This window comes from Brevundimonas sp. Marseille-Q4549, assembly GCF_976940555.1.
The window spans coordinates 1,084,693-1,105,507 of the sequence record NZ_CDRHXG010000001.1 but is presented as its reverse complement, the minus strand read 5'-3'; the positions used below and the strand labels follow the sequence as shown (position 1 = coordinate 1,105,507).

At 68.9% G+C, this 20,815-nt stretch carries 25 protein-coding genes; 12 read left to right on the top strand and 13 right to left on the bottom strand.

All coding sequences use genetic code 11. The features are described 5' to 3' along the window. Positions 1-25: 25 nt before the first annotated feature. Genes ACWPV3_RS05585 through ACWPV3_RS05570 form a run of 4 tightly spaced genes read right to left on the bottom strand, consistent with a single transcriptional unit; the run spans position 26 to position 3,793 of the window. Entirely contained in the window at positions 26-1,240 is a 1,215-nt protein-coding gene (locus ACWPV3_RS05585; protein WP_453977148.1) for an NAD(P)/FAD-dependent oxidoreductase, read from the bottom strand. Between the two features lie 31 nt (positions 1,241-1,271). Beyond that, positions 1,272-2,021, bottom strand: coding sequence for a pseudouridine synthase (locus ACWPV3_RS05580; RefSeq protein ID WP_453977147.1), 750 nt, complete (start codon positions 2,019-2,021; stop codon positions 1,272-1,274). Positions 2,022-2,053: 32 nt separating this feature from the next. Then, the gene (locus ACWPV3_RS05575) at positions 2,054-2,953 is read right to left on the bottom strand and encodes a class I SAM-dependent methyltransferase (RefSeq protein ID WP_453977146.1); all 900 of its coding nucleotides are present in this window, start codon (positions 2,951-2,953) and stop codon (positions 2,054-2,056) included. A gap of 39 nt (positions 2,954-2,992) precedes the next feature. Then, positions 2,993-3,793 (bottom strand): undecaprenyl-diphosphate phosphatase, encoded by an 801-nt coding sequence (locus tag ACWPV3_RS05570; RefSeq protein WP_292087972.1) that lies wholly within the window; start codon positions 3,791-3,793, stop codon positions 2,993-2,995. 137 nt (positions 3,794-3,930) lie between these two features. Between ACWPV3_RS05570 and ACWPV3_RS05565 the strand changes: the two genes are divergently transcribed. From ACWPV3_RS05565 to queG, 3 genes are all read left to right on the top strand, one after another. Then, positions 3,931-4,956, top strand: a complete 1,026-nt coding sequence (locus tag ACWPV3_RS05565; protein WP_453977145.1) for a cation diffusion facilitator family transporter — start codon at positions 3,931-3,933, stop codon at positions 4,954-4,956. 44 nt (positions 4,957-5,000) lie between these two features. Then, positions 5,001-5,687, top strand: coding sequence for an FtsZ-binding protein FzlA (gene fzlA, locus ACWPV3_RS05560; protein ID WP_453977144.1), 687 nt, complete (start codon positions 5,001-5,003; stop codon positions 5,685-5,687). Between the two features lie 428 nt (positions 5,688-6,115). After that, positions 6,116-7,204, top strand: a complete 1,089-nt coding sequence (gene queG / locus ACWPV3_RS05555; protein ID WP_453977143.1) for a tRNA epoxyqueuosine(34) reductase QueG — start codon at positions 6,116-6,118, stop codon at positions 7,202-7,204. Here queG and ACWPV3_RS05550 read toward each other — a convergent pair. Further along, the gene (locus ACWPV3_RS05550; protein ID WP_453977142.1) at positions 7,177-8,166 is read right to left on the bottom strand and encodes a helix-turn-helix domain-containing protein; all 990 of its coding nucleotides are present in this window, start codon (positions 8,164-8,166) and stop codon (positions 7,177-7,179) included. The two genes, queG and ACWPV3_RS05550, sit on opposite strands and share 28 nt — an antisense overlap. A gap of 169 nt (positions 8,167-8,335) precedes the next feature. Between ACWPV3_RS05550 and ACWPV3_RS05545 the strand changes: the two genes are divergently transcribed. Next, positions 8,336-9,145 (top strand): DUF2306 domain-containing protein, encoded by an 810-nt coding sequence (locus ACWPV3_RS05545; protein WP_453977141.1) that lies wholly within the window; start codon positions 8,336-8,338, stop codon positions 9,143-9,145. A 34-nt stretch (positions 9,146-9,179) separates the two neighbouring features. On the opposite strand, the gene ACWPV3_RS05540 is transcribed toward ACWPV3_RS05545, so the two are convergent. Continuing rightward, entirely contained in the window at positions 9,180-9,695 is a 516-nt protein-coding gene (locus ACWPV3_RS05540) for an FKBP-type peptidyl-prolyl cis-trans isomerase (protein ID WP_453977140.1), read from the bottom strand. Next, positions 9,676-10,878 (bottom strand): threonine ammonia-lyase, encoded by a 1,203-nt coding sequence (locus ACWPV3_RS05535; protein ID WP_453977139.1) that lies wholly within the window; start codon positions 10,876-10,878, stop codon positions 9,676-9,678. The genes ACWPV3_RS05540 and ACWPV3_RS05535 overlap by 20 nt, the downstream gene beginning before the upstream one ends. 173 nt (positions 10,879-11,051) lie before the next feature. On the opposite strand from ACWPV3_RS05535, the gene ACWPV3_RS05530 reads away from it, so the two are divergent. After that, entirely contained in the window at positions 11,052-11,576 is a 525-nt protein-coding gene (locus tag ACWPV3_RS05530; protein ID WP_453977138.1) for a hypothetical protein, read from the top strand. Between the two features lie 105 nt (positions 11,577-11,681). Then, on the top strand, positions 11,682-11,873 hold the full coding sequence (locus ACWPV3_RS05525; protein WP_312735931.1) for a hypothetical protein: 192 nt from the start codon (positions 11,682-11,684) through the stop codon (positions 11,871-11,873). Positions 11,874-11,881: 8 nt separating this feature from the next. Here the strand turns inward: ACWPV3_RS05525 and ACWPV3_RS05520 are convergent, their stop codons facing one another. From ACWPV3_RS05520 to ACWPV3_RS05500, 5 genes are all read right to left on the bottom strand, one after another. Then, positions 11,882-12,415, bottom strand: a complete 534-nt coding sequence (locus tag ACWPV3_RS05520; protein ID WP_292087993.1) for a GNAT family N-acetyltransferase — start codon at positions 12,413-12,415, stop codon at positions 11,882-11,884. A gap of 165 nt (positions 12,416-12,580) precedes the next feature. After that, on the bottom strand, positions 12,581-12,868 hold the full coding sequence (gene rpmA / locus ACWPV3_RS05515; protein WP_292087994.1) for a 50S ribosomal protein L27: 288 nt from the start codon (positions 12,866-12,868) through the stop codon (positions 12,581-12,583). A 93-nt stretch (positions 12,869-12,961) separates the two neighbouring features. Beyond that, on the bottom strand, positions 12,962-13,516 hold the full coding sequence (rplU, locus tag ACWPV3_RS05510; protein WP_292087995.1) for a 50S ribosomal protein L21: 555 nt from the start codon (positions 13,514-13,516) through the stop codon (positions 12,962-12,964). Between the two features lie 121 nt (positions 13,517-13,637). Then, positions 13,638-14,171: a phosphoribosyltransferase gene (locus ACWPV3_RS05505; protein WP_292178764.1), complete on the bottom strand. Its 534-nt coding sequence runs from the start codon at positions 14,169-14,171 to the stop codon at positions 13,638-13,640. Further along, positions 14,164-15,117 (bottom strand): MJ0042-type zinc finger domain-containing protein, encoded by a 954-nt coding sequence (locus ACWPV3_RS05500; protein WP_453977137.1) that lies wholly within the window; start codon positions 15,115-15,117, stop codon positions 14,164-14,166. The genes ACWPV3_RS05505 and ACWPV3_RS05500 overlap by 8 nt, the downstream gene beginning before the upstream one ends. 70 nt (positions 15,118-15,187) lie before the next feature. Between ACWPV3_RS05500 and ACWPV3_RS05495 the strand changes: the two genes are divergently transcribed. The 6 genes from ACWPV3_RS05495 to ACWPV3_RS05470 all read left to right on the top strand — a co-directional run bounded on the left by ACWPV3_RS05495 (position 15,188) and on the right by ACWPV3_RS05470 (position 19,676). Beyond that, positions 15,188-15,910 carry a cell division ATP-binding protein FtsE gene (locus ACWPV3_RS05495; RefSeq protein WP_453977136.1) on the top strand — a complete coding sequence of 241 codons (723 nt, stop codon included), beginning with the start codon at positions 15,188-15,190 and terminating at the stop codon, positions 15,908-15,910. Next, positions 15,907-16,806: a cell division protein FtsX gene (locus ACWPV3_RS05490; protein WP_292088003.1), complete on the top strand. Its 900-nt coding sequence runs from the start codon at positions 15,907-15,909 to the stop codon at positions 16,804-16,806. The genes ACWPV3_RS05495 and ACWPV3_RS05490 overlap by 4 nt, the downstream gene beginning before the upstream one ends. Continuing rightward, positions 16,803-17,438, top strand: coding sequence for a YdcF family protein (locus tag ACWPV3_RS05485; RefSeq protein ID WP_292088004.1), 636 nt, complete (start codon positions 16,803-16,805; stop codon positions 17,436-17,438). Before ACWPV3_RS05490 ends, ACWPV3_RS05485 begins: the two co-directional genes overlap by 4 nt. Beyond that, a complete protein-coding gene (locus ACWPV3_RS05480; RefSeq protein WP_453977135.1) occupies positions 17,439-18,176 on the top strand; it encodes a lysophospholipid acyltransferase family protein in 738 nt (245 codons plus the stop codon). Between the two features lie 37 nt (positions 18,177-18,213). Then, the gene (locus ACWPV3_RS05475) at positions 18,214-18,993 is read left to right on the top strand and encodes a MipA/OmpV family protein (protein ID WP_453977134.1); all 780 of its coding nucleotides are present in this window, start codon (positions 18,214-18,216) and stop codon (positions 18,991-18,993) included. Positions 18,994-19,085: 92 nt separating this feature from the next. Next, positions 19,086-19,676, top strand: coding sequence for a hypothetical protein (locus ACWPV3_RS05470; protein ID WP_453977133.1), 591 nt, complete (start codon positions 19,086-19,088; stop codon positions 19,674-19,676). Positions 19,677-19,695: 19 nt separating this feature from the next. On the opposite strand, the gene hisC is transcribed toward ACWPV3_RS05470, so the two are convergent. Next, positions 19,696-20,814 carry a histidinol-phosphate transaminase gene (gene hisC / locus ACWPV3_RS05465; RefSeq protein WP_453977132.1) on the bottom strand — a complete coding sequence of 373 codons (1,119 nt, stop codon included), beginning with the start codon at positions 20,812-20,814 and terminating at the stop codon, positions 19,696-19,698. Between the last annotated feature and the right edge of the window lies 1 nt (position 20,815).

Below are 20,815 nucleotides of genomic sequence, written 5' to 3'. Positions count from 1 at the left end.
GAAGTGCGCGTCGCCCCCTGGATCGTCAAGCTCGATAGAGGTCCGCGTCGGGATCCACCTGCCCCCGGATCGCCCGGCCGACGATTTGCGAGGCGATGACCGAATAGGTGATGCCGTTGCCGCCGAAACCCATGACGGCGTGGACGTGGTCCATGCCCTCGACAGGGCCGATCTGCGGCAGGCCCGTCGCGCTTTCGCCGAACGCCCCGGCCCAGGCGTAGTCGATGTCGAAGTCCAGGTCGGGCAGCAGGTCGCGCAGTTTCGCGGCGATGGTCTCGCACTTGCGCTTCAGCTTGGCCTCGTCTTCGTGCGCGGTGGCGGACTCCTCGTCCTCGCCGCCGACGATCAGACGGCCGTCGCCGCCCATGCGGAAATAGAGATACGGGTCCGACCCTTCCCACACCAGCATGTCGCGCAGCCAGGTCGGGCGTCGCGTCCGGGGTTCGGACGCCAGCGCCCAGCTGGAAATGATCCGGGCGCCCGGCGTCGGCACGCCCTTGGGAATCTCGTAGCCGCAGCAGAACACCACCTGCCTGGCCCGCACCGCATGGCCCGCATCGGTCAGCAGGGTGACGCCGTCCGGATCGCTGACCGCTTCCAGGACCTCCACCGGCGAATAGATTCGGGCGCCCTTGTCCCCCGCCCGCCGCAGCAGTCCCGCCGCCAGCCTTGCGGGATCGGCGCTGGCCGATCCGTCGGAGACGATGGCGCCGGTCCGGTCGATGCCGTAGGTGTCGCGCAGTTCCGCCGGCCCGACATAACGACTTTCCAGCCCAATCTCGGCGCGCGCCTGGGCCTCCGCCTCCAACGCCCGCCAGCCGTATTCGTCCCCGGCCAGATACAATGCGCCCTTTGGCTTCAAACCACAGCGGATGCCTTCCCGCGCCACGATCTGCTTCAGGTCGTCCACCGCCGCGCGAGAGCGGAGATAGGCGCGCCGGGCCTTGTCCGCCCCGATCCGGCGGCTCAGGTCCGTCAGGGTCAGATCGATCTCCCATTGCAGCATGGCGGTCGAGGCCAGGGTCGAGCCCATCACCGGCGGCCGTCGATCCAGCACCGCCAACGAATGATCCCGCGCCAGTTCGTGCGCCATGAAGGCGCCGCTGATCCCCGCCCCAACGACGGCGACATCGACCGAGATCGCCTGGGTCAAGGCTTGCGTCCTGACGCCCAGCCCGGGGCTATCGGCCCACAGCGGGCGTCCGGTCCTCAGGTCTCTCTTGATGGTCGCGCCGGTCATGTCCGCTCCGTGTCAGCGGAGCCTTAGAGCTTCAGACGGCGGTCGGTTCCGCAAATATGGCCGCGACCTCCTCGGGCGTCAGCAAGCGCCACTGGCCCGGCGCAAGGTCGGCAGGCAGAGCCAGCCCCCCCACCCGTTCGCGGTGCAGGGCCTCGACATGGTTGCCGACGGCGGCGAACATCCGCCGCACCTGATGATAGCGGCCCTCGGTCACGGTCAGCAGGGCCTCGGTCGGCGTCACCACCTCAAGCACGGCGGGCGCCAGGGGCTTGTCCTCGCCTTCCAGCACCAGTTCGCCGGCGGCGAACAGATCGCGTTCCGTCCCGGTCAGCGGCCGCGCCAGACCGGCCCGGTAAACCTTGGCCACATGGCGTTTGGGGCTGATGACCCGGTGCAGCAGATCGCCGTCGTCGGTCAGCAGCAACAGGCCCGTCGTCTGCTTGTCCAGCCGCCCGATGGTTGAGATGGCCGGATCGCGCCGACGCCAGCGGTCGGGCAGGATGTCATAGACCAACGCCCCCTCTTCCTTGTGCGAACAGGTCATGCCCAGCGGCTTGTTCAGCATCAGGACCAGCCCCTGCACGGGGTCCAGCGGCGCTCCGTCGATCTCCATCCGGGTCGGCAGGTCGGGCGTCACCGGAATGCGTCTGGACACGTCCGTCAGGTCCGCCCCGTCCAGCACGATGCCCCCCGCCCGCGCCATGCGCGCCATCTCGGCGCGTGATCCATAGCCCATCGAGCCCAGCAGACGATCGACCCTCGACGTCGGGACTTTCTTCATGCGCTATAGCCCTTCGGGCTGTTTGAGCGCGGTCACTTCACCGCCTCGAACAGCTTGTATCCGCCCGCCTCGGCGACCAGCCGCACCCGCTTGAACGCCGCATCCAGCTCCGCCTCATAGGGCAGGTGCCGGTTGGCGACGATCCAGGCCACGCCGCCCTTCTTCAGCAGTTCCGCCGCCTTGCGAATGAAGGCCTGTCCCAGCCGCCGGTCCTCGGCCCCGCCGTCGTGAAAGGGCGGGTTCGAGACCACGAAGTCCTTGTCGCCCTGGGCCTCCAGCGTCCGGGCGTCGGACCACCAGACCTTGGCCCGGTCGTCCGTGATATTCTGGCGCGCGGCCTGGATGGCGCGGCGGTCCAGATCGACCAGCTTCAGCTTCGTCACCGCCGGCGAGCGCAGCACCACGGTCGCCAGCGCGCCGTATCCGCAGCCCAGATCGACCCCCTCGCCCTTCATCGGCGGCAGGTGTTCGGCCAGCAGGGCCGAGCCCGGATCGATCCGGTCCCAGGCGAAGATTCCGGGTTGGGACCAGGCGTCCAACCCCGCCACGATCTGCGGCCCGCCCGCGGCGATGGCCGCCTCGATCCCCTCGACCCTCTCGGGCCGGATGACGGTGCAACGGCGGTGGTGGGCCTTGGCCGTTTCGGCGACCTCCACCCCGAACGCCTTCAACTCCTTGCCCAGGCGCGAGCCGCCCTTGTCCTTGGGCGCCATCACGTCCAGCCGCCCGCCGACTTTGAGCGCTTTCAGCGCCAGAGCCAGGACATAGCGCCGCTCCAACACGCCAGGGGGGGCGTAGATCATGATGCTGTCGGCCGAACCGACAGGCTGGATCTCCAGCGCGGCGGAATCAGGAATCAGCGGCGAGGTCTGGGTCGCATCGCCGGGCGGATCAAAGACAACCGGCGGACGGCCATAGAGAAGCGTGCTCATGCCCGCCCCTTAACGCCGCGAGACGGCGCGGGCCAGTCTTCAGAATCCCATCTGCAACAGCACGATGCCGACCACCCCGACCACGATCCGCCACCAGGCGAAGACGCCGAACCCGCGCCTGGACACGAAGTCCAGCAGGAACCGCACCACCGCCAGCGCCGAGAGGAAGGCCACGACAAAGCCGATGACGATCAGGCCGATGTCGCTGAAATCCAGGGTCTTGTGGTTCTTCAGCAGGTCATAGGCGACCGCCGCCCCCATGGTCGGCAGCGCCAAGAAGAAGCTGAACTCGGCCGCCGAACGCTTGTCCGTTTTCAGCAGCAGGCCGCCCGCGATGGTGGCGCCGGATCGCGACACGCCGGGGATCATGGCCAGGCACTGGAACAGGCCGATCAGGAAATAGACCCGCATCGGATAGGTTTCGGCGTTCAGCCACTGGGGTCGCTTGTCCATCTTGTCCAGCGCCAGCAGGATGACGCCCCCGACGATCAGGGCGATGCAGATGACCATGGGCGTCTCGAACAGCACGGTCTTGATGAAGTCATAGGCGAAAAAGCCGATCACCACGGCGGGGGCGAAGGCGACCAGAAGCCCGATCAGGAACCGCCGCGCCTCTGGATCGAAGGGCCAGCGCGTCGCCAGCGCCCACAGCCGTTTGAAATAGACGCTGACGATGGCCAACAACGCGCCCAGCTGGATCACGATCTCGAACGTCTTGCCCGCGCTGTGGAAGCCCAGGAAATGGCCCAGCAGCAGCAGGTGGCCGGTCGAAGACACGGGTATGAACTCGGTCAGGCCCTCGACCAGACCCAGGATGATCGCGGACAGCCAGTCAGACATGGATTTCCCGTTGTCGCCGGCGCGCGACAGGCGGCCGGTTCGCGCCCCCCATAGCGCAGTCGGGGCGCGCTAGGCGAGCCGTCAATCGCTCCGGCCTCGGTTGGCTTTCGCCCCCGATTGCGCGACAAGGGGCCTGAATGACGACACCTTCCGCCCCTCCGTCCTCCCAACCCGGCCCGCTGGACGACGCCCATCGCGCGGCGCGGCGCATCACCCGCCTGTCGGTCGGGGTCGCCATCCTGTTGATCGCGCTGAAGGCCTTCGCCGTGGGCGCCTCGGGCTCGGTCGCCGTCCTGGCCTCGCTGACGGATTCGGCCCTGGACCTGGTCGCCTCCCTGGCCGTCTTCTTCGCCGTGCGCTGGGCCGCCGCGCCGCCGGACGAAGACCACCGTTATGGCCACGGCAAGGCCGAGGCTTTGGCCGCCCTGGTCCAGGCCGGGCTGATCTTCGCCTCGGCCGTCTTCGTCGGCTGGGAGGCGATCCAGCGCATCTTCGACCCGCGCCCCGTCGTCTCGGGCGGCTGGGCCACGGGGGTGATGGTCGTCTCCATCGCCATTACCGCCGGCCTTGTCTGGATGCAGACCAGGGCCATGAAAACCACCGGCTCCCTGGCCGTGGCGGGGGACCGCGCCCATTACGCCGCCGACCTTGGGGCCAATCTGGTCGTTCTGATCGGCGTGGTCTCGGGCGCCTTCCTGCACGCGCCCGGACTGGACGCCGCCGCCGGCCTGATCGTGGCCGTCTGGCTGTTCTGGGGAGCGGTGGGCCTGCTCAAGGACGCCGCCGATCCCCTTCTGGACCGCGCCGCGCCCGAGGCGGACCGCGCCGCCGTGGTCCGCGCCGTCCTGGCCGATCCGCGCGTTTCGGGCGTCCACCAGTTGCGCACCCGCCTGTCGGGCCAGGTGATGATGGTCCAGATGCACGTCGACCTGGACCCGACCCTGACGCTGGAAGCCGCCCACGCCATCGTGGTCGAGGCCGAGAACCGCATCCTGGCCCTCTATCCGGCCGCCGACATCCTGATCCACGCCGATCCGCGCGGCCGGACACGGACCGCGCCGGCCCAAACGACGGATCAGACGCCCGACCCGGCGCCGCCTTCGGAGCCCGCCCCGCGCGACGCGACGCCGGACGCCGCCCCGGCCAAGGGCCCGTGGTCCTGACGCGGTAAACGCGCGTTTAACAGGTGTGGGCGCATTGAGGCGCCATGGCCGACCCCAGCGTTCTCTACCACTTCCCGTTCCAGCCCGCCTCGCGCGCGGCGCGGCTGGCCCTGGGGGAGGCGCGGATCGACTGGATCGACACCCCCGTCCGCCCCTGGGAAGAGGACTGCCCGGTCCATGACCTGAACCCCTCAGGCCTGCCGCCCGTGCTTCAGACCAGCGAGCGCGGCCGCCCCCTGACCCTGTGCGAACTGCCCGCCGTCCTGGGCTGGATCGAGGATCAGCAGAAGGGTCCGCTGCTGCTGCCCGCCGACGCCGCCGAACGCGCCGAGGCGCGCCGCCTGACCGGCTGGTTCGAACGTCGTTTCACCGACGACGTGGACGCCGTCCTGCTGCACGAGCGGATGGAGAAACCCCTGCTGAAGCTGGGCCCGCCCGAGGCCCGCGCCCTTCGCGACGGCCGCGACGCCCTGAAGTCCCACCTGGCCATGCTGGAGGACCTGGTCGCCGTGCGCGACTGGCTGGCCGGCCGCCGCCTGTCCCAGGCCGACCTGATCGCCGCCGCCCACCTGTCGGTGCTGGACTATTTCGGCGAAATCCCCTGGCAGACCTGGCCCGCGCTGAAGACCTGGTACTCCAAGCTGAAATCCCGCCCCTGCTTCCGCCCTCTTCTGGCGGACAGGTTCGTCGGCGTACCGGCGTCGTCGTGGTACGCGGATCTGGATTTCTAGGCTTCAAGCAGACGCGTTTGATGATCGCTTAAGGTGGAAAGCGATCGTGGATCACCGCAAGCGATGAAAAAGCTTGTGACCCAGATAGAAAGCACCGGATCCGCTGGCAAAAACAGCCACCCCCAAGAGAAACACCAGCGGATTTCCGTCACTCCGAATACTAGGGATAAAGCTGGCGACAAAGCCGACGAGGCAAAAAGCGGCACCTATTCCGCCGAGAACGCTCCCCCACTTCAGTATCGTTGCCGAGCCGGGCCCAGGCCGAAGGCGCACGTTAAGCTTCGACTTTGGATCGTCGTAATCCGGCGCTGACATGGTGGCTTCCGTTCGTGAGAACGTCGCATCTCCTCCAAAGCTCCGCAATGGGTTTAAGGCAGACCCGAGCGCAGTGTTCAAAATTGCTCCTCTCAAGACGCATCGGCGCTCTCATGCTATCCCCCGCCCCCGTGTCCGATCGCCTGAAAACCTTCATCCGCCAGCGCGCGGCCGAGCTGGGCTTCGATGTCTGCCGGTTCGCCTCGGCGGCCGACGCCTGGCCGGCGGGCGAGCGGCTGCGTCATTTCGTGGACGAGGGCCGGCATGGCGACATGGAGTGGATGGAGACGACGCTGAATCGCCGCCAGCACCCCACCGCCATGTGGGACGAGGCGAAAACCGCCATCGTCCTGGGCCTGAACTACGGCCCGGAGCAGAACCCGCTGGATCAGCTGGCCGACCGTTCGGCCGGATACATCTCGGTCTATGCGCGCGGCGACGACTATCACGAGGTCATCAAGGGCCGGCTGAAACAGCTGGCGGGCCAGATCGCGGCCCGAAACGGCAAGGACATCAAGGTCTTCGTCGACACCGCCCCCCTGATGGAAAAGCCCCTGGCCCAGCGCGCGGGCCTGGGCTGGCAGGGCAAACACACCAATCTACTCAGCCGCACTCACGGCAACTGGCTGTTTTTAGGCACCATCCTGACCGCCGCCGAGATCGCGCCGGACACGGCCGAGACCGAACACTGCGGCCGCTGCACCGCCTGTCTCGACGCCTGTCCGACGAACGCCTTTCCCGCCCCGTTCCAGCTCGACGCCCGGCGCTGCCTGTCCTATCTGACCATCGAATTCGCCGATCCCTGGCCCGAGGAATTCCGCATCGCGGCCGGTTCGCGCATCTATGGCTGCGACGACTGTCTGGCGGTGTGTCCCTGGAACAAGTTCGCCCAGGAGGCGCGCGAGATGCGGCTCCTACCCCGTCCGGCGCTGGAGAGCCCGCCGCTGGCGGAACTGGCGGCGTTGGACGACCCAAGCTTTCGCGCCCTGTTCGCCAAGAGCCCGGTCAAACGCATCGGCCGCGACCGCTTCATCCGCAACGTCCTTTACGCCATCGGCAACAGCGGCGATCCGACCTTGAGGGTTTGCGCCGAACGCCTGATCGACGACCCGGCGCCGGTGGTGCGCGACGCGGCGACCTGGGCGGTCGGGCGGCTGTCCGAACAGGACTCGGTTCAGCCCTCGACGGCCGTGGAACGCTGAAGCGCGCGATAGGCCCGAGGCGTGGTTCCCGTCTCCTCGCGAAAGGCCCGGTTGAACGGCCCCAGGGAGGCGAAGCCGCAGTCCAGGGCGATCTGCAGGATGGACCCGGCCTGATCGGGCGACGCCAACAGACGTTTCGCCGCCTCCACCCGGTGATGATTGATCAGGCGATTGAAGTTGGGAAAGCCGGTCGCCGCGCCGATGCAGCGTGAAACCCGGTGTTCCGGCGCATTCAGCCGGGCGGCGACGTCCCCGATCCTCAGATCGGGATCAAGATGGAGGGCCGTGTCGCGCAACAGCCTTTCCAGCCGTTCGGCCAGCAAGAGGTCGTCCGCCGTGGCGGGCTTCCTCGCGGCCGTCGCGCGCTCGACCAGGACCAGGGGGCGCTTCAGGCGATACACCGTCGCCCCGATCGCGCCCGCCAGACCCACGACGGCGCAAGCCGTCTCGACCCGCTCCGGCGCCGTCCAGGCCGCCAGGACCGCGACGCCGACCAGCAGGGCGAACACGCCGAAAAAGATCGCCCGGAACAGGACCTCGTCCCGCGCCAGGGCGCAGCCGCGTCTCTGGAACGGCTCCACGAAGGTCATCAGCAAGGCCCCCGATCCGCTCAGGACATAGAGGTTGTTCGCCACGGTCGAAGCGGGCTGATGGGCGGGCGCCAATACCGCCGTCGCCCCCGACGCCGCCAGGACCAGCACCACCAGACGCGGCCACAGGGCGTCGTGTTTCGCTGGGTCGAACAGGGCGCGGGCCAGAAGCCAGGACCAGCCGCAGGCCGAAACCCCGAAGGCGGCGAAAGCCGTGGAAAATCCTCCGTGCGTCTCGCGCGCCAGGATGTAGGCGCAGAAGGCGACGACGGCGACGCAGGCGTGGGCCGCCAGCCGGTCCGGGCGCGGCCCCGACGGCCCCTGTCGATCCACGCCGAACAGGGTCGCGGCTTTGAATGCGGTCGCGGTCATCCGCCCTCCTGAAGCGATCCCCCGTCATCGCCCGGCGCGGCCGTCCCTGTCCAGCAGGACCTTGCAGCCAAAGAGACGGAAAAAGACCGGCCGAATTCCGAATCGGCGAGACCCCGTTCCAGCAGGCCCGCATGCGACGCCGTCTCTCCTTCATGTCCTCGGATATCTCATGCCCGTTCCCTCGCCCTCCCTCCTCTTCGCGTCTCGCCTGTTGCGTTGGACCGGCGCCGCCTGGTTCGTCGCGGCCGTGGTCGGTCAGGCCGCCTTCATCGTCTTCATCCTGGCCTTCTACGGTCTGCGGACGGCGACCGGGAACTTCGCCGGATGGAACGACAAGCCGCTGATCGACGGCTATGTGGCCGGCGACGCCCTGGGGAACCTGGTCTTCATCACCCATGTCCTGATGGCGGCGGTCGTCACCCTGGGCGGCCTGATGCAGCTGTGGCCCGCCCTGCGGCGCCGCCTTCCACGCCTGCACCGCTGGACCGGCCGCGCCTTTCTGGTCGTCGCCGTCTTCATGGCGCTCAGCGGAGCGTGGCTGACGCTCGTCAGGGGAACCTGGCTGTCCGAAGTCTCGGCCGTCGCCATCCTGGGCGACGCGGTCCTTATCCTGGTCTTCGCCGCCCAGGCCTGGCGACGCGCGCTTCAACGCAGGTTCGAGGCGCACCGCGTCTGGGCGATGCGCGCCTTCATGGCGGTCAGCGGGGTCTGGTTCCTGCGCGTCGGCCTGATGGCCTGGATCATCCTCTGCCGGGGTCCGGTCGGCATGACCAAGACCCTGTCCGGCCCGATCGACATCGTCCTGGTTTTCGGCAGCTATCTGATCCCGCTGGTGGTTCTGGAGCTCTATCTGGCGGCCGGGCGCAGCCGTCGAATAGCGCTGAAGATCGCGGCCGCCGCCCTGGTCGGCCTGGCCGCCCTTTATACGGCCGTGGGCGTGTTCGGGACCGTCGCCTTCATGTGGGGCCCGTATCTCTGACCCGCACAGGCTTTCGACCCCGTCGGGAAGCGTTTCAGCCCATCGCGGTCCCGACGCCCGATCCGCCGCCCGGCACCGGCGCCACGTCCAGCAGTTTCAGCCGGAAGATCAGCACCGAATTGGCCGGAATCCTGGGGCGCGGCGTGTCGCCGTAACCCAGCTCGGGCGGCACATAGAGGATCCACTCGTCGCCGACGCGCATCTTCTGCAAGGCTTCTGTCCAGCCCTTGACCACCTCTTCCGGCGTGAAGATGGCCGGGGCGCCGCGCGCGAACGAACTGTCGAACACGGTGTTGTCGACCAGCTTGCCCTCGTAATCGACCTTGACCAGATCGTTGCGGTCGGGGCTGACGCCGCCCGCCGGGCCAGACTGGACCACCTTGTACTGCAGGCCGCTGGGCAGGGTGACGACGCCCTCTTCCTTGGCGTTCTTGGCCATGAAGGCGGCCACCTCGGCCTTGCCTGCGTTCGGATCGACCGGCGTGGCCTGACCGCAGCTCGCCAGCAAGAAGGCCGCGACGACTGCCGCCTTACCCCATCCGAAGTTCATAGCCGCGTTCCTTCAAGGCCTCGCCGATCTCGTCGGCGTGGGCGCTATCGCGCGTTTCGACCATGATGTCGAACTCGGCGCCCTTGGCCGGCACGTCCAGCGCCAGGCGGTTGTGGACCACGTCGATGATGTTGCCGCCCAGCCCCCCGATCACCGCCGCCATGGCCGACAGCATCCCCGGCCGGTCGTCGCCCAGGATGCGATAGACCAGCAATCTCCGTTCACGGACCATCTCGCGGTTCAGCACGACGGCCAGCATCCGCGCGTCGATATTGCCGCCGGTCAGCTCGATGCCGACCTTCATCCCCTTGAACCGCTCGGGATAGCGCAGCAGGGCCGCCAGGCCCCCGGCCCCAGCGCCCTCGCACACCGTCTTCTCCATCGTCGCCATATAGGAGACGCCGCGTTCGAAATCGGCCTCGTCCACCACGAAGACCTCGTCGATCAGCCGGTCGGCCAGGCCGAAGGGGATGTCGCCCACCGCCTTGATGGCGATGCCCTCGGCGATGGTCTGGCCGGTGCAGACCGGCGGCTGGCCCGCCCGTTTGGCCGTGAAGGACGGATAGCGGGCCGCCTCCACGCCATAGACATTGATGTCCGGTCGCATCGCCTTGGCCGCGATGGCGCAGCCGGCGATCAGGCCGCCGCCGCCGATCGGCACGATCAGGGCCTCGATCTCGGGCGCGTCCTCCAGGAATTCGATGGCGCAGACGCCCTGGCCCGCCACGATCCCCTCGTCGTCGAAGGCCGAGACGAAGACATAGCCCTTCTCGGCCTCCAGCCGCTTGGCCTCCTCGGTCGCCCCGGTGAAGTCCAGGCCGTGGATCACCACCGTCGCCCCATGCTGGCGGGTGCCGTTGATCTTGGCGAAGGGTGTGCCCTCGGGCATGACGATGGTCACGGGCACGCCCAGCCGCCCGCCGTGATAGGCCAGGGCCTGGGCGTGGTTGCCGGCGCTGGCCGCCACCACGCCGCGCCGGCGTTCGTCCTCGCTCAGCAGCAGCAGACGGTTCAGGGCGCCGCGTTCCTTGAAGCTGCCGGTGTAGTGAAGATTGTCGAACTTCACCCACACCTGCGCGCCCGTCAGCTCCGACAGCCGGCGGGAATACCGCGCGGGGGTGTGGTCGACCTGACCTGCGATTCGCGCGCGGGCGGCCTGAATGTCGGCGAAACTGACGGTCATGAGGGCGTTCCCGGTCTGTCGCCGGTCGGGCCGGCGAATTTTCTTTCGCCTCTTTCGCGCGTTGTCGCCCCCTGGTCCAGAGGCCGCATCGACGCCGATGGCGTCGGCCCCGCCGACCGTGCGATAAGGCGAGCGCGATCCGGCCCCCGCCGCCGCCAACAGGAGGAATGCCCATGTCGATCCGCCCCATCGCCGCCGCCGGCCTGGCCTCCACGGCCCTGATCGCCGCCCTTGCCGCCTGCGCCCCCACCACCTATTCGCCCCGCACGCCGCTCCCCGCCGCCGCCGTCTTCAACGAGAACGAGTTCGCCTGGTCCCAGCGCGGCGGTCAGGCCGCCATCGAGGGGCGCGTGACCTATGTCCAGGACGGCAGGGCCTATGGCTGCGTCGGCTCCGCCGGACTGACGCCCGACACCCCCTATACGCGCGCGCGGTTCCGCACCCTGTACGGCTCCACCGACCGGGCCGCCGTTCCGGCCGCCGTGGTGCGCGCCCGCACCGTGGCCGACGCCAACGCCAACTACAGCGCCTATGTCCGCTCCGAACGCTGCGAGAACGGGCGCTTCGCCTTCACCGGCCTGCCCGACGGCGGCTGGTTCCTGATCGTGCCGGTGACGACGCCCGGCGCCGAAGGCCCGGTCGTCCTGATGCGCCGGGTGGAGACGCGAGGCGGCCGCGCCGTCAGCCTGACGCTCTGACCCCCCATCTCACGAAGATGCGACCCCGGTAACGCGGGTCGCCATCTTCTGGCCGTCTGCGCCCCGGACTGATCCCTTTCAGATCACAGTCGGGGGAATGCGTTCTTGTCCCAGCACAACATCATCGGTTCCGAAGCCTTCACGCGCGGGCCGTCCGTCATCATCCGCAAATATCGGGCGGGCGGCATGCGCCGTCGCCGCGCCCGCACCGCCATGGCCTTTGTCGCCGGAGCCGGGGCCATGCTGGCGGCCGGCGCGGTCGGCGCCGTCGCGGTGTTCGGCGCCGGCCTGCCCTGAGGCCGCCGTCAGGCCAGCCAGACCATCATCCGCGTATCGGCCTGGGCTCGGCGCGCCTGGCTCCAGGCCCGGCGCGTCTCGCCCGTATACAGAAAGCCGGCCTTTTCCAGCACGCGGCCCGAGGCGGGGTTGTCGGCGAAATGGCCGGCGATCAGCGCCCGGCGCTTCCACTTGCGGCTGGCCCAGACGACGGCGGCGTCCAGGGCCTCGGTGGCGAAGCCCCGCCCCCAGTAGGGCCGCCCGATCCAGTAGCCGGTCTCCGGCACGCGATCCTCGCCCTCGAACAGGCCGATGACGCCGACCGGGCCCAGATCCTCGTGCTCGATGACGAAGGTGTTGGCCCGGGCCGGATCCTGAGCCGCGACCTGCAGCACGAAGGCGTCGGCGTCGGCCATGCGAAACGGATGCGGCATCCGCTTGGTCATGCGCGCGATGTCCAGATCGTTGGCCAGGGCCGCGATGCGCGGCGCGTCCTGAGGCGCTGGCGCGCGCAGCAGCAGGCGCCGCGTCTCGACGACAGGGGAGGTTTCGATGACGCACATAGGCTTCGCCTCTTGGTCGGACCGCCTCCTTGGAGGGCTCGGGCGGTCTTCGAGGCGGGGAAACGCAAACGGGGAGCCTGGTGATCCAGACTCCCCGCGGAATAATTCCCTGGTCCGGATCGGCTGCTTTGGAGAGCAACGCGATCCGGTGAAATCCAGACTGCGTTACTCGGCGGCCATCGCCACTTGGGCGTCTTCGTTGGCCGCGAGGATCGACACGTAACAACGGCCGCCACGCTTGGTCGTGAATTTCACTGCGCCGCCGGTCAGGGCGAAGAGGGTGTGGTCACGGCCCATGCCGATGTTCTCACCCGGGTGGAAGGTGGTGCCGCGCTGACGCACGATGATGTTGCCGGCCAGCACGCGCTCGCCGCCGAACTTCTTCACGCCGAGGCGCTTCGACTCGGAGTCGCGACCGTTGCGCGACGAACCGCCGGATTTCTTGTGAGCCATCGTAATGCTCCTTCTTGGTGCGCTACCGGCCGTTCGGCCTGCTTGAGCGCGTCCATAATATCATATGGCGCTATGAAGCGCCGGTGAAAAGTCTCAGGCTTCGTCGCCGGCGGCTTCGGCCTTGGGCGCGGCCTTCTTCTTGGCCGGGGCCTTCTTGGCGGGAGCCGAGCTCTCGACCACGGCGGCCTTGACCTCGGCGCCTTCGCCCTTGGTCACGACCGTCTCGGTCGAACCCAGCGAGGAGGTCGCGCCGCGGGTGGCCAGGTTGCGGGCCCGCATGTTGATTTCGGCCTTGGTCGTCAGTTCGATCTTGCCGTCCCACTTGGCGGTTTCGCCGGCGCCTTCGATGCCGGTGATGCGCAGGACCGATTCCAGCTGGCGGTGGCCGTTCGTGCGGCGATAGCCCTGACGACGGATCTTCTTGAAGACCTTGATCTTCTCGCCCTTGCGGGTCTCGATCAGGGTCGCGCCGACGAAGGCGCCGTCGATCAGCGGCGCGCCGACGGTGACGCCCTTGTCGCCGCCCAGCATCAGCACGCTGTCGAACTTCAGCTCGGAGCCCGCATCGCCGTCCAGCTTTTCGACCACGATGGTGTCGCCCGGTTGGACCCGGTACTGCTTGCCGCCGGTCTTGATCACCGCGTACATGTTGAAGCCTCAGCGCAAACGCAAAAAAGAATGCGCCCGCCGGAGGGACCCCCGCGGGCGAAGAGCGGCGACATATACGGAAGGCCGCCCGAGAGTCAACGCCGAACCGGCCGCTTTATGCTCAGTCCAGCGCGCAGATGTCGGGAAGGCCACGCAGGCCGCCCGCATGATCCAGCCCATAGCCCACCAGGAAGCGGTTCGGGGCCTCCCAGCCGACGAAGTCGGGTTCGGGCGCGCGGGGCTTGGGCCAGGGCTTGCGCGCGAAGACGCAGGTCAGCACCTCGGCCGCCCCGGCCTCTCGCGCGATCCGCACCGCCTCGGCCAGCGAAAGACCGGTGTCGAACACGTCGTCCAATATGAGGACGCGGCGACCGGCGATGGGGCGCTGGAACGGCGCATAGACGTCGATCCGTCCCCGGCTGGACTGTTCGTCGCCGTAGGACGCCAGCCACAGGGCGTCGAAGCGGACGTGGCGCCCCGCGCGGGCCAGGGCGCGCGTCAGGTCGGCGGCGAACCACAGGCCGCCGGTCAGCAGGACGGCGGCGACGGTGTCGTCGTCTATGACCGGCGCGATTCGTTCGGCCAGGTCGGCGACGATGCGGGCGATGTCGGCCTCGGCCAGGAGAACCGTGGGCGTAAGCGGGGTGTCAGCCATGATGGCCGGCCGATACCTTCGCCCCATGCCCCTTGTCCACCGCCGCGTCCGTCGAGGCGACGGGTTTGGCGTCGATCGGGGCGGTCGCGGCCACGCCCGGCGACACGGCGGACCGCAGGCCGGCGGCGGCCGGAGCAGGCGCAGCGACCCTCGACGGCGCGGTCTCGGTCCGGGCCGGCGCAGGCGCAGCATGATCGTCAGGCTTGGCGACGCTGGCGTGGGGGGCTGGCGTCGGGGGCGCGAAGTCGACGTTGATTCCGGCCGCGTGCCCGCTGGGATCGGGGATCAGAGCGGCGAAACCCTGAACCTTGCCGGGCAAGACGGGGGCCGCGTCGATGCGGACGATCTTGAACCCCACCTCGGCCCCGTGATCGTCCAGCAGGGCCACGCGCACGGGCGGGGCGGTGATTTCGGCGTCGCGCACGTTCCTGAGGGCGCCCGAGACCACGACCATGCCGGGCAGGTTGGGCGCAGGCTTGGCCGACACGGCCTCGAAATCCAGCCCGACGGTGTTCACATCGATCCCCGCCAGGGCGTAGGCCGAGGCCGCGCGCGGCAACAGTTTGACGATCTCGACCCGGAACAGGAAGGCCGAGACGATCAGGCCGACGAAGACGGCGGCCAGGCCCGCCCAGACGATGCCGTGGGCGGCGGCGCGGCGCAGGCGGCGCTGCTGCTCGGCCCGGGCGCGAAAGGCCTTGGGCAACTCGGGCGCCGGGGTCTCCGCCAGACTTTCCGGTTCCGGATCGACCGCTGCGGGCGATGTCGCAGGCTCGGCCGGCGCGACCGCATGCGGCTCGGGCGCCAAGGTCAACTCCAGGGGTTCCTCGCTGGTGGCGCGCCACACTTCGCCACACGCCTGGCACCGCACCTTGCGGCCATTCGGCCCCATGGCGTCGTCGGGAATGAAATAGCTGGTGGCGCAGGCGGGGCAGGTCAGTATCATATGGCTGACTGCGAGGCTGTCGCCCCCTCCCGTAAGGCGCGACGCCGCGCCCGTTCCAGAAACAAACTCGATGCCGTCCCCGTCCGCAAGCGCCGCCGTTTCCTCCGCCGTGACCGAGACCGTCCGCCTGTCGGGCGTGGCCTTCGGCTATGCGGGCGCGCCCGACGTGCTGCGAGACGTTAACCTCATCTTGCCGCGCGGCTCTTTCCACTTCCTTACCGGACCGTCCGGAGCCGGCAAGTCCTCCCTGCTGCGCCTGCTGACCCTGGCGGACCGTCCGATCAAGGGGACGATCCGCCTGTTCGGAACCGACGTCACCCGCATTCAGCGGCGCGACATCCCGGCCTTTCGCCGCCGCATGGGGGTGGTGTTCCAGGACTTCCGCCTGCTGGACCATCTGTCGGCCTTCGAGAACGTGGCTCTGCCGCTGCGCCTGGCGGGCCAGGAACGCGCCCGCTACGCCGCCGACGTCGAAGAGATGCTGAAATGGGTCGGGCTGGGCGACCGGCTGTCGGCGCGGCCGCCCACCCTGTCGGGCGGCGAGAAGCAGCGCCTGGCCATCGCCCGCGCCGTCATCACCCGCCCCGGCCTGATCGTCGCCGACGAACCGACAGGCAGCGTGGACGCCGCCATGGCCGACAAGCTGCTGCGGCTGTTCCAGTCGCTGAACCGGCTGGGCGCCACCGTCCTGATCGCCAGCCACGACCAGGCTCTGGCCGAACGCTCCGGCGCGCGGGTGCTGCGGCTGAACGGCGGCCGGTTGTCCGAGACGGGGGGGCGGACCGCCGCATGATCCGCCTGTCCGACTTTCGACCCCGCGCGCGGCCGGGCCTGTTGCCGCCGACGGCGGCGGGCGAGCCCTGGCTGATGACGGTGATCGCCGTCCTGTGTTTTCTGGCCTGTCTGACCGCCGTCGCCGCCTCGGCCGCCGACCGGGCCGCCCACGGCTGGGCGCGCCGCCTGGGCGCCGAGGCGACCGTGCAGGTCCGCCCCCGCGTCGGCGAGACCGGCGACACCGCCGCCGCCCGCGCCGCCGAGACCCTGGCCGGGGTCGACGGGGTCGAGGAGGCCGCCGCCCTGGACCGCAAGGCGGCCGAGGACCTGGTGCGGCCCTGGCTGGGCGACGCCGTCCTGCCCGACCTGCCCCTGCCCCATCTGGTCGCCGTGCGGCTGAACCCCGATGCGCCCGCCGGCGCCGCGACCCTGAGCCGCGCCCTGGCCGAGGCGGGTCTGGACGCCACGGTCGACGACCACAGCCTGTGGCGCGGCGAGGTCGAGCGTTCGGCCGCCCTGATCACCGCCCTGGCCGGCGCGGGCTTTCTGGCCGTGGCCTTCGCCGCCGCCGCCGCCATCGCCTATGCGACCCGCGCCGGTCTGGCGGCCGGGCGGGGGGTGATCGAGACCCTGAGCCTGAACGGCGCCACAGACGGCCGCATCGCCTGGCTGTTCCAGCGACGCTTCGCCCTGCTGGCGGCCGGCGCCGGGGCCATCGGCGCCGGGGCGGCGGCCCTGATCCTGGCCTTCCTGCGGTTCCTGGGCGGATCGGGCGGCCTGACCCAGGCCCTGCCGGTGGCGTGGAGCGACCTTCTGCTGCTCTCGCCATGCCCGTTGCTGGCCGCTACGGTGGCGCTCCTCGCGGCCAGATTCGCCGCAATGCGCGTATTGGCCTCAGGCAGGGGAGAGGCATGAGGCTGCTGACCGTCATCGCCATCGTCGCCCTGATCTGGCTGGTCGGCCTGTTCGCCTTCGCCCACCGGGTGCGCGAGCTGACGCCGGCCGACGATCCCGCCCCCGCCGACGCCATCGTGGCCCTGACCGGCCCCTCGGCCGAGCGCGTAAACGCCGCCATCCGCCTGCTGGAGCAGGGCAAGGGCGAGCGGGTGCTGATCTCGGGCGTGAACCGCGACGTGCGGCGGCGCGAACTGCGCGAACTGGTGCCGGGCTCCAGCCGTCTGTTCAACTGCTGCGTCGATCTGGGCTTCGAGGCTGAGGATACCGTCGGCAACGCCCAGGAGATCGCCGCCTGGGCGCGCGACAAGGACTATCACAGCCTGATCGTCGTCACCTCCGACTATCATATGCCCCGGTCGCTGGTGGAAATTCGCGGCCAGTTGCCGGGCGTGAAACTGATCCCCTACGCCGTCTCCACCCCGTCGCTGGACAACGCCCGCTGGTGGCGCGCGGCGGTCACGGCCCGGCGCATGACGCTGGAATACATGAAATATCTGGCCGTCCTGGGGCGCGAGGGAATGCGCCGCATCCTGCGCGAACCCCCGGCCCGGACCCCGCCCTCCGTTCCGACCGAAAAGGCCCCTGCCTAAGTGTTGACGCTGCGCTCCCTGCTGTTCACGGCCTGGCTCTATCTGTCGATGCCGATCTTCGCCATCGGCCTGTCGCCGGCGCTCTTGATGCCGCATCGGTTCGCCATGGGCGTGGTCAAGCTGTGGGCCAGGACCGCCCTTTTCGGCCTGCGCTGGATCGCGGGCGTCAGGGTCGAGTTGCGAGGTCTTCGGAACATGCCGTCGGGCGCGGCCCTGGTCGCCTCCAAACATCAGGGCATGCTCGACGTGGTGGCTCTGCTGGCTCTGCTGCCCGACGCCTGTTTCGTGATGAAGAAGGAGCTGATGCCCCTGCCCTTCTTCGGCTGGTTCGCCTGGAAGACCGGGATGATCCCCGTGGACCGCGCCGGTCACGCCAAGGCGTTGAAGGACATGACCCGCCAGGCCCGGGATCGTCTGAGCAAAGGCCGCCAGATCGTCATCTTCCCCGAGGGCACCCGCAACGATCCCGGCGCGCCCGGCGACTACAAGCCCGGCGTCGCGGCCATCTATCGCGATCTGGAAGGCCCCTGCTGGCCCGTCGCCACCAACTCCGGCGTTCACTGGCCGGCCCATGGTTTCCGCCGTCTCCCGGGCGTGGTGGTGTTCGACTTCCTGGAGCCGATCCCCGCCGGGTTGAAGCGCGGGGCCATGATGGCGTTGCTGGAAAGTCGCATCGAGACGGCTTCGTTGGCCCTGCTGGAGCCAAAGGCGGCGCTGGCGCATTCCGACCCGGCCTGAAGCCTCCCCCGTTCGGGCGCAGTCAATGGAAACGCCCGTGCTTCGTCCCCTTCTTCTGTCCGTCGCCTTCGCCGCCGTCGCCGGTTCGGCCCTGGCCCAGTCCCAGCCCTATGAGCAGGTCGAAACGCCCAGGACCTGGCGCGTCGATGTCGGCGGCGGGATCACCCACGGCTTCAGCGCCACGGGCAATACGGGTGACGACGTCAACTACACCGCCTGGGGATCTGCCAACTACAAGGACGTGATCTACGCCAACGGCCTGGACGGGCTGGGCTGGAACGCGGTCAAGACCGACGACCTGCGCGCCGGCGTTCAGATCCGCCCCCGTTTCGCCGCCGGCGACATCGAGGGCTCCAGCCTGGATCGACCGGGCCTGGGCGCCGATGCGGCCCTTTACGCCTACAAGCGGTTCGGCGGGATCGTGGTCGGCGGCCGCATCGCCCACGACGTCTCGGGCGACCATGCCGGAACCCAGTATTTCGCCTCGGTCGGGCATCAGCGTGTCACGCCCGTCGGCCTGCTGCGCGTCACCGGCTATGTCGTCGGCGGCAGCGACGAACGCATCCAGCGCTATTACGGCGTCACCGCCGAACAGGCGCCGGGCAGCGGCTTCCAGCCCTATCAGGCGTCGGGCGGCCTGTCGGGCGCGGGCGCCGTCGCCTTCCTGGCGGTTCCGGTCGGCAAACGGTTCGGCATCGGCGGCTTCGTCAACTACGAACAGCGGCTGGGCGACGTGAAGGACAGCCCCCTGGTCAGCGACGACCACGTCTGGCGCGCGGGCCTGATCGGCGTGGTGCGGTTCTCCAGCGCGGACTGATAGCAGGCGAACCCCCGACTGGAAGCGGGCCTCGCCGTTCGCATGGTCGCACGGGCTTTCAAAGCCTGGCGTTACGAGCGTAGCATGGCGTCATGTCGATCACGCTGCGCATCATCGGAAGCTTGTGGATCCTTAGCTTGCCGCTCTTGGCGGGCGCCTGCGGCACAGCTGCGCGCCCGATTCCACTGACCGATCTGACCCCAAGGCCCAACCGGGCTATTGTCTTGTTCTCGCTTCAGGTTCTTGAGGACACCGCTCCTGTCAGCACATCGCCTGAACAGCCGGCCGGCCGATATGAAGTGGCCCTGGATCGTTATGACCTGACACGCCAGACCATCGTGGGCGGCTGCTTCAGCCGCCGGGACATCGTTCAGGCGAAGATCGCAGGCAAGCCAGGCTCGCCCGCCTATTTTGCATTCGATGTACCGGCAGGGGCCTACGTCATCAGTCCATTCATGTCTCATCGGGATCACCACGACCAAGCATGGATGGTTCCCGTTGGATCAATCACCTATGTCGGCGCCTTTACTCGCACACCATCGCCTTCATCTGTTGCGGGTTACGATTTCACAACCGAGCACACGGATCATTTGGCGCAGGCGCGCGAAGATACTGGACTGGATTTAAGCCCGGCCCAAACGCTCAACGTTACGCCTCCGAGAATTTATATCTGCACGCCTTAGAAGCTATAGTCGCATCCGGTCAGCCCGCCGCGAACTCGCTCAGGGCGTCGATCACCGCGCGGTTCTGGTCTTCCGTGCCGATGGTGATGCGCAGGGCCTGGGGCAGGCCATAGCCGCCGACGGGGCGCACGATGATCCCCTTGCTGTTCAGATAGTCGTTGGCGGCGGAGGCCTCCTCGGCCCCCTTGAACACCACCAGCACGAAGTTGCCGGCGCTGGGCAGAACCTCGAAGCCGAAGCCTCGCAGGGCCTGGGTCAGGCGCGGCTTCCACGTCGTGATCAGTTCGCGCGACGCCTCTTGGTGGGCCGTGTCGTAAAGGGCGGCCGTCGCCGCCTCCAGCCCCGGAACCGAGACGTTGAACGGCAGACGGATGCGGTCCACCGCCTCGGCGACCGCGACCGGCGCATAGCCGAAGCCGATGCGCAAACCGCCCAGACCGTGGATCTTGGAGAAGGTGCGGGTGACGACGACGTTCGACGCGTCGCGCGCCAGGGGGAAGGCCGTCTCCCAGTCCGGCTCGGTCACATATTCGGCGTAGGCCTCGTCCACCACCAGAAGGACATGGGCCGGAAGGGCGGCGTGCAGGCGGCGGATTTCCTCGCCCGAATTCCAGCTGCCGGTCGGGTTCGACGGATTGGAGACATAGACGATCCGGGTCCGGTCATCGACCTGGGCCAGCAGGGCGTCGACCTCGGCCTTGAAGTTCGGCTCGGGCGCCAGCTTGACCTCGGCCTCGCAGGCCTTGGCGCTGATGCGGTAGGCCAGGAACCCGTACTGGCCGCTGACGATATTGTCGCCGGCCGTCAGATAGGTCTGGTTCAGAAGGGCGAACACCTCGTCCGAACCATTGCCGAAGATCAGCCGTTCGGGCTCCAGCCCATGCACCTCGGCGACGGCGGCGCGCAGCTTGCCGGCCCGGCCGTCGGGATAGATGTGGATGTTGCGGACCGCCGCCTCATAGGCCGCGCGCGCCTTCTCGCCGGCGCCCAGCATGTTCTCGTTGGACGACAGCTTCATCGGCTCGGCGACGCCGGCGATGGACGACTTGCCGCCGACATAGGGGGCGATGTCCAGGATGCCGGGCTTGGGCGTGGGGCCCTGTTGCGCGGGGGCGTTGGGCGCGGTCGCGTCGGTCATG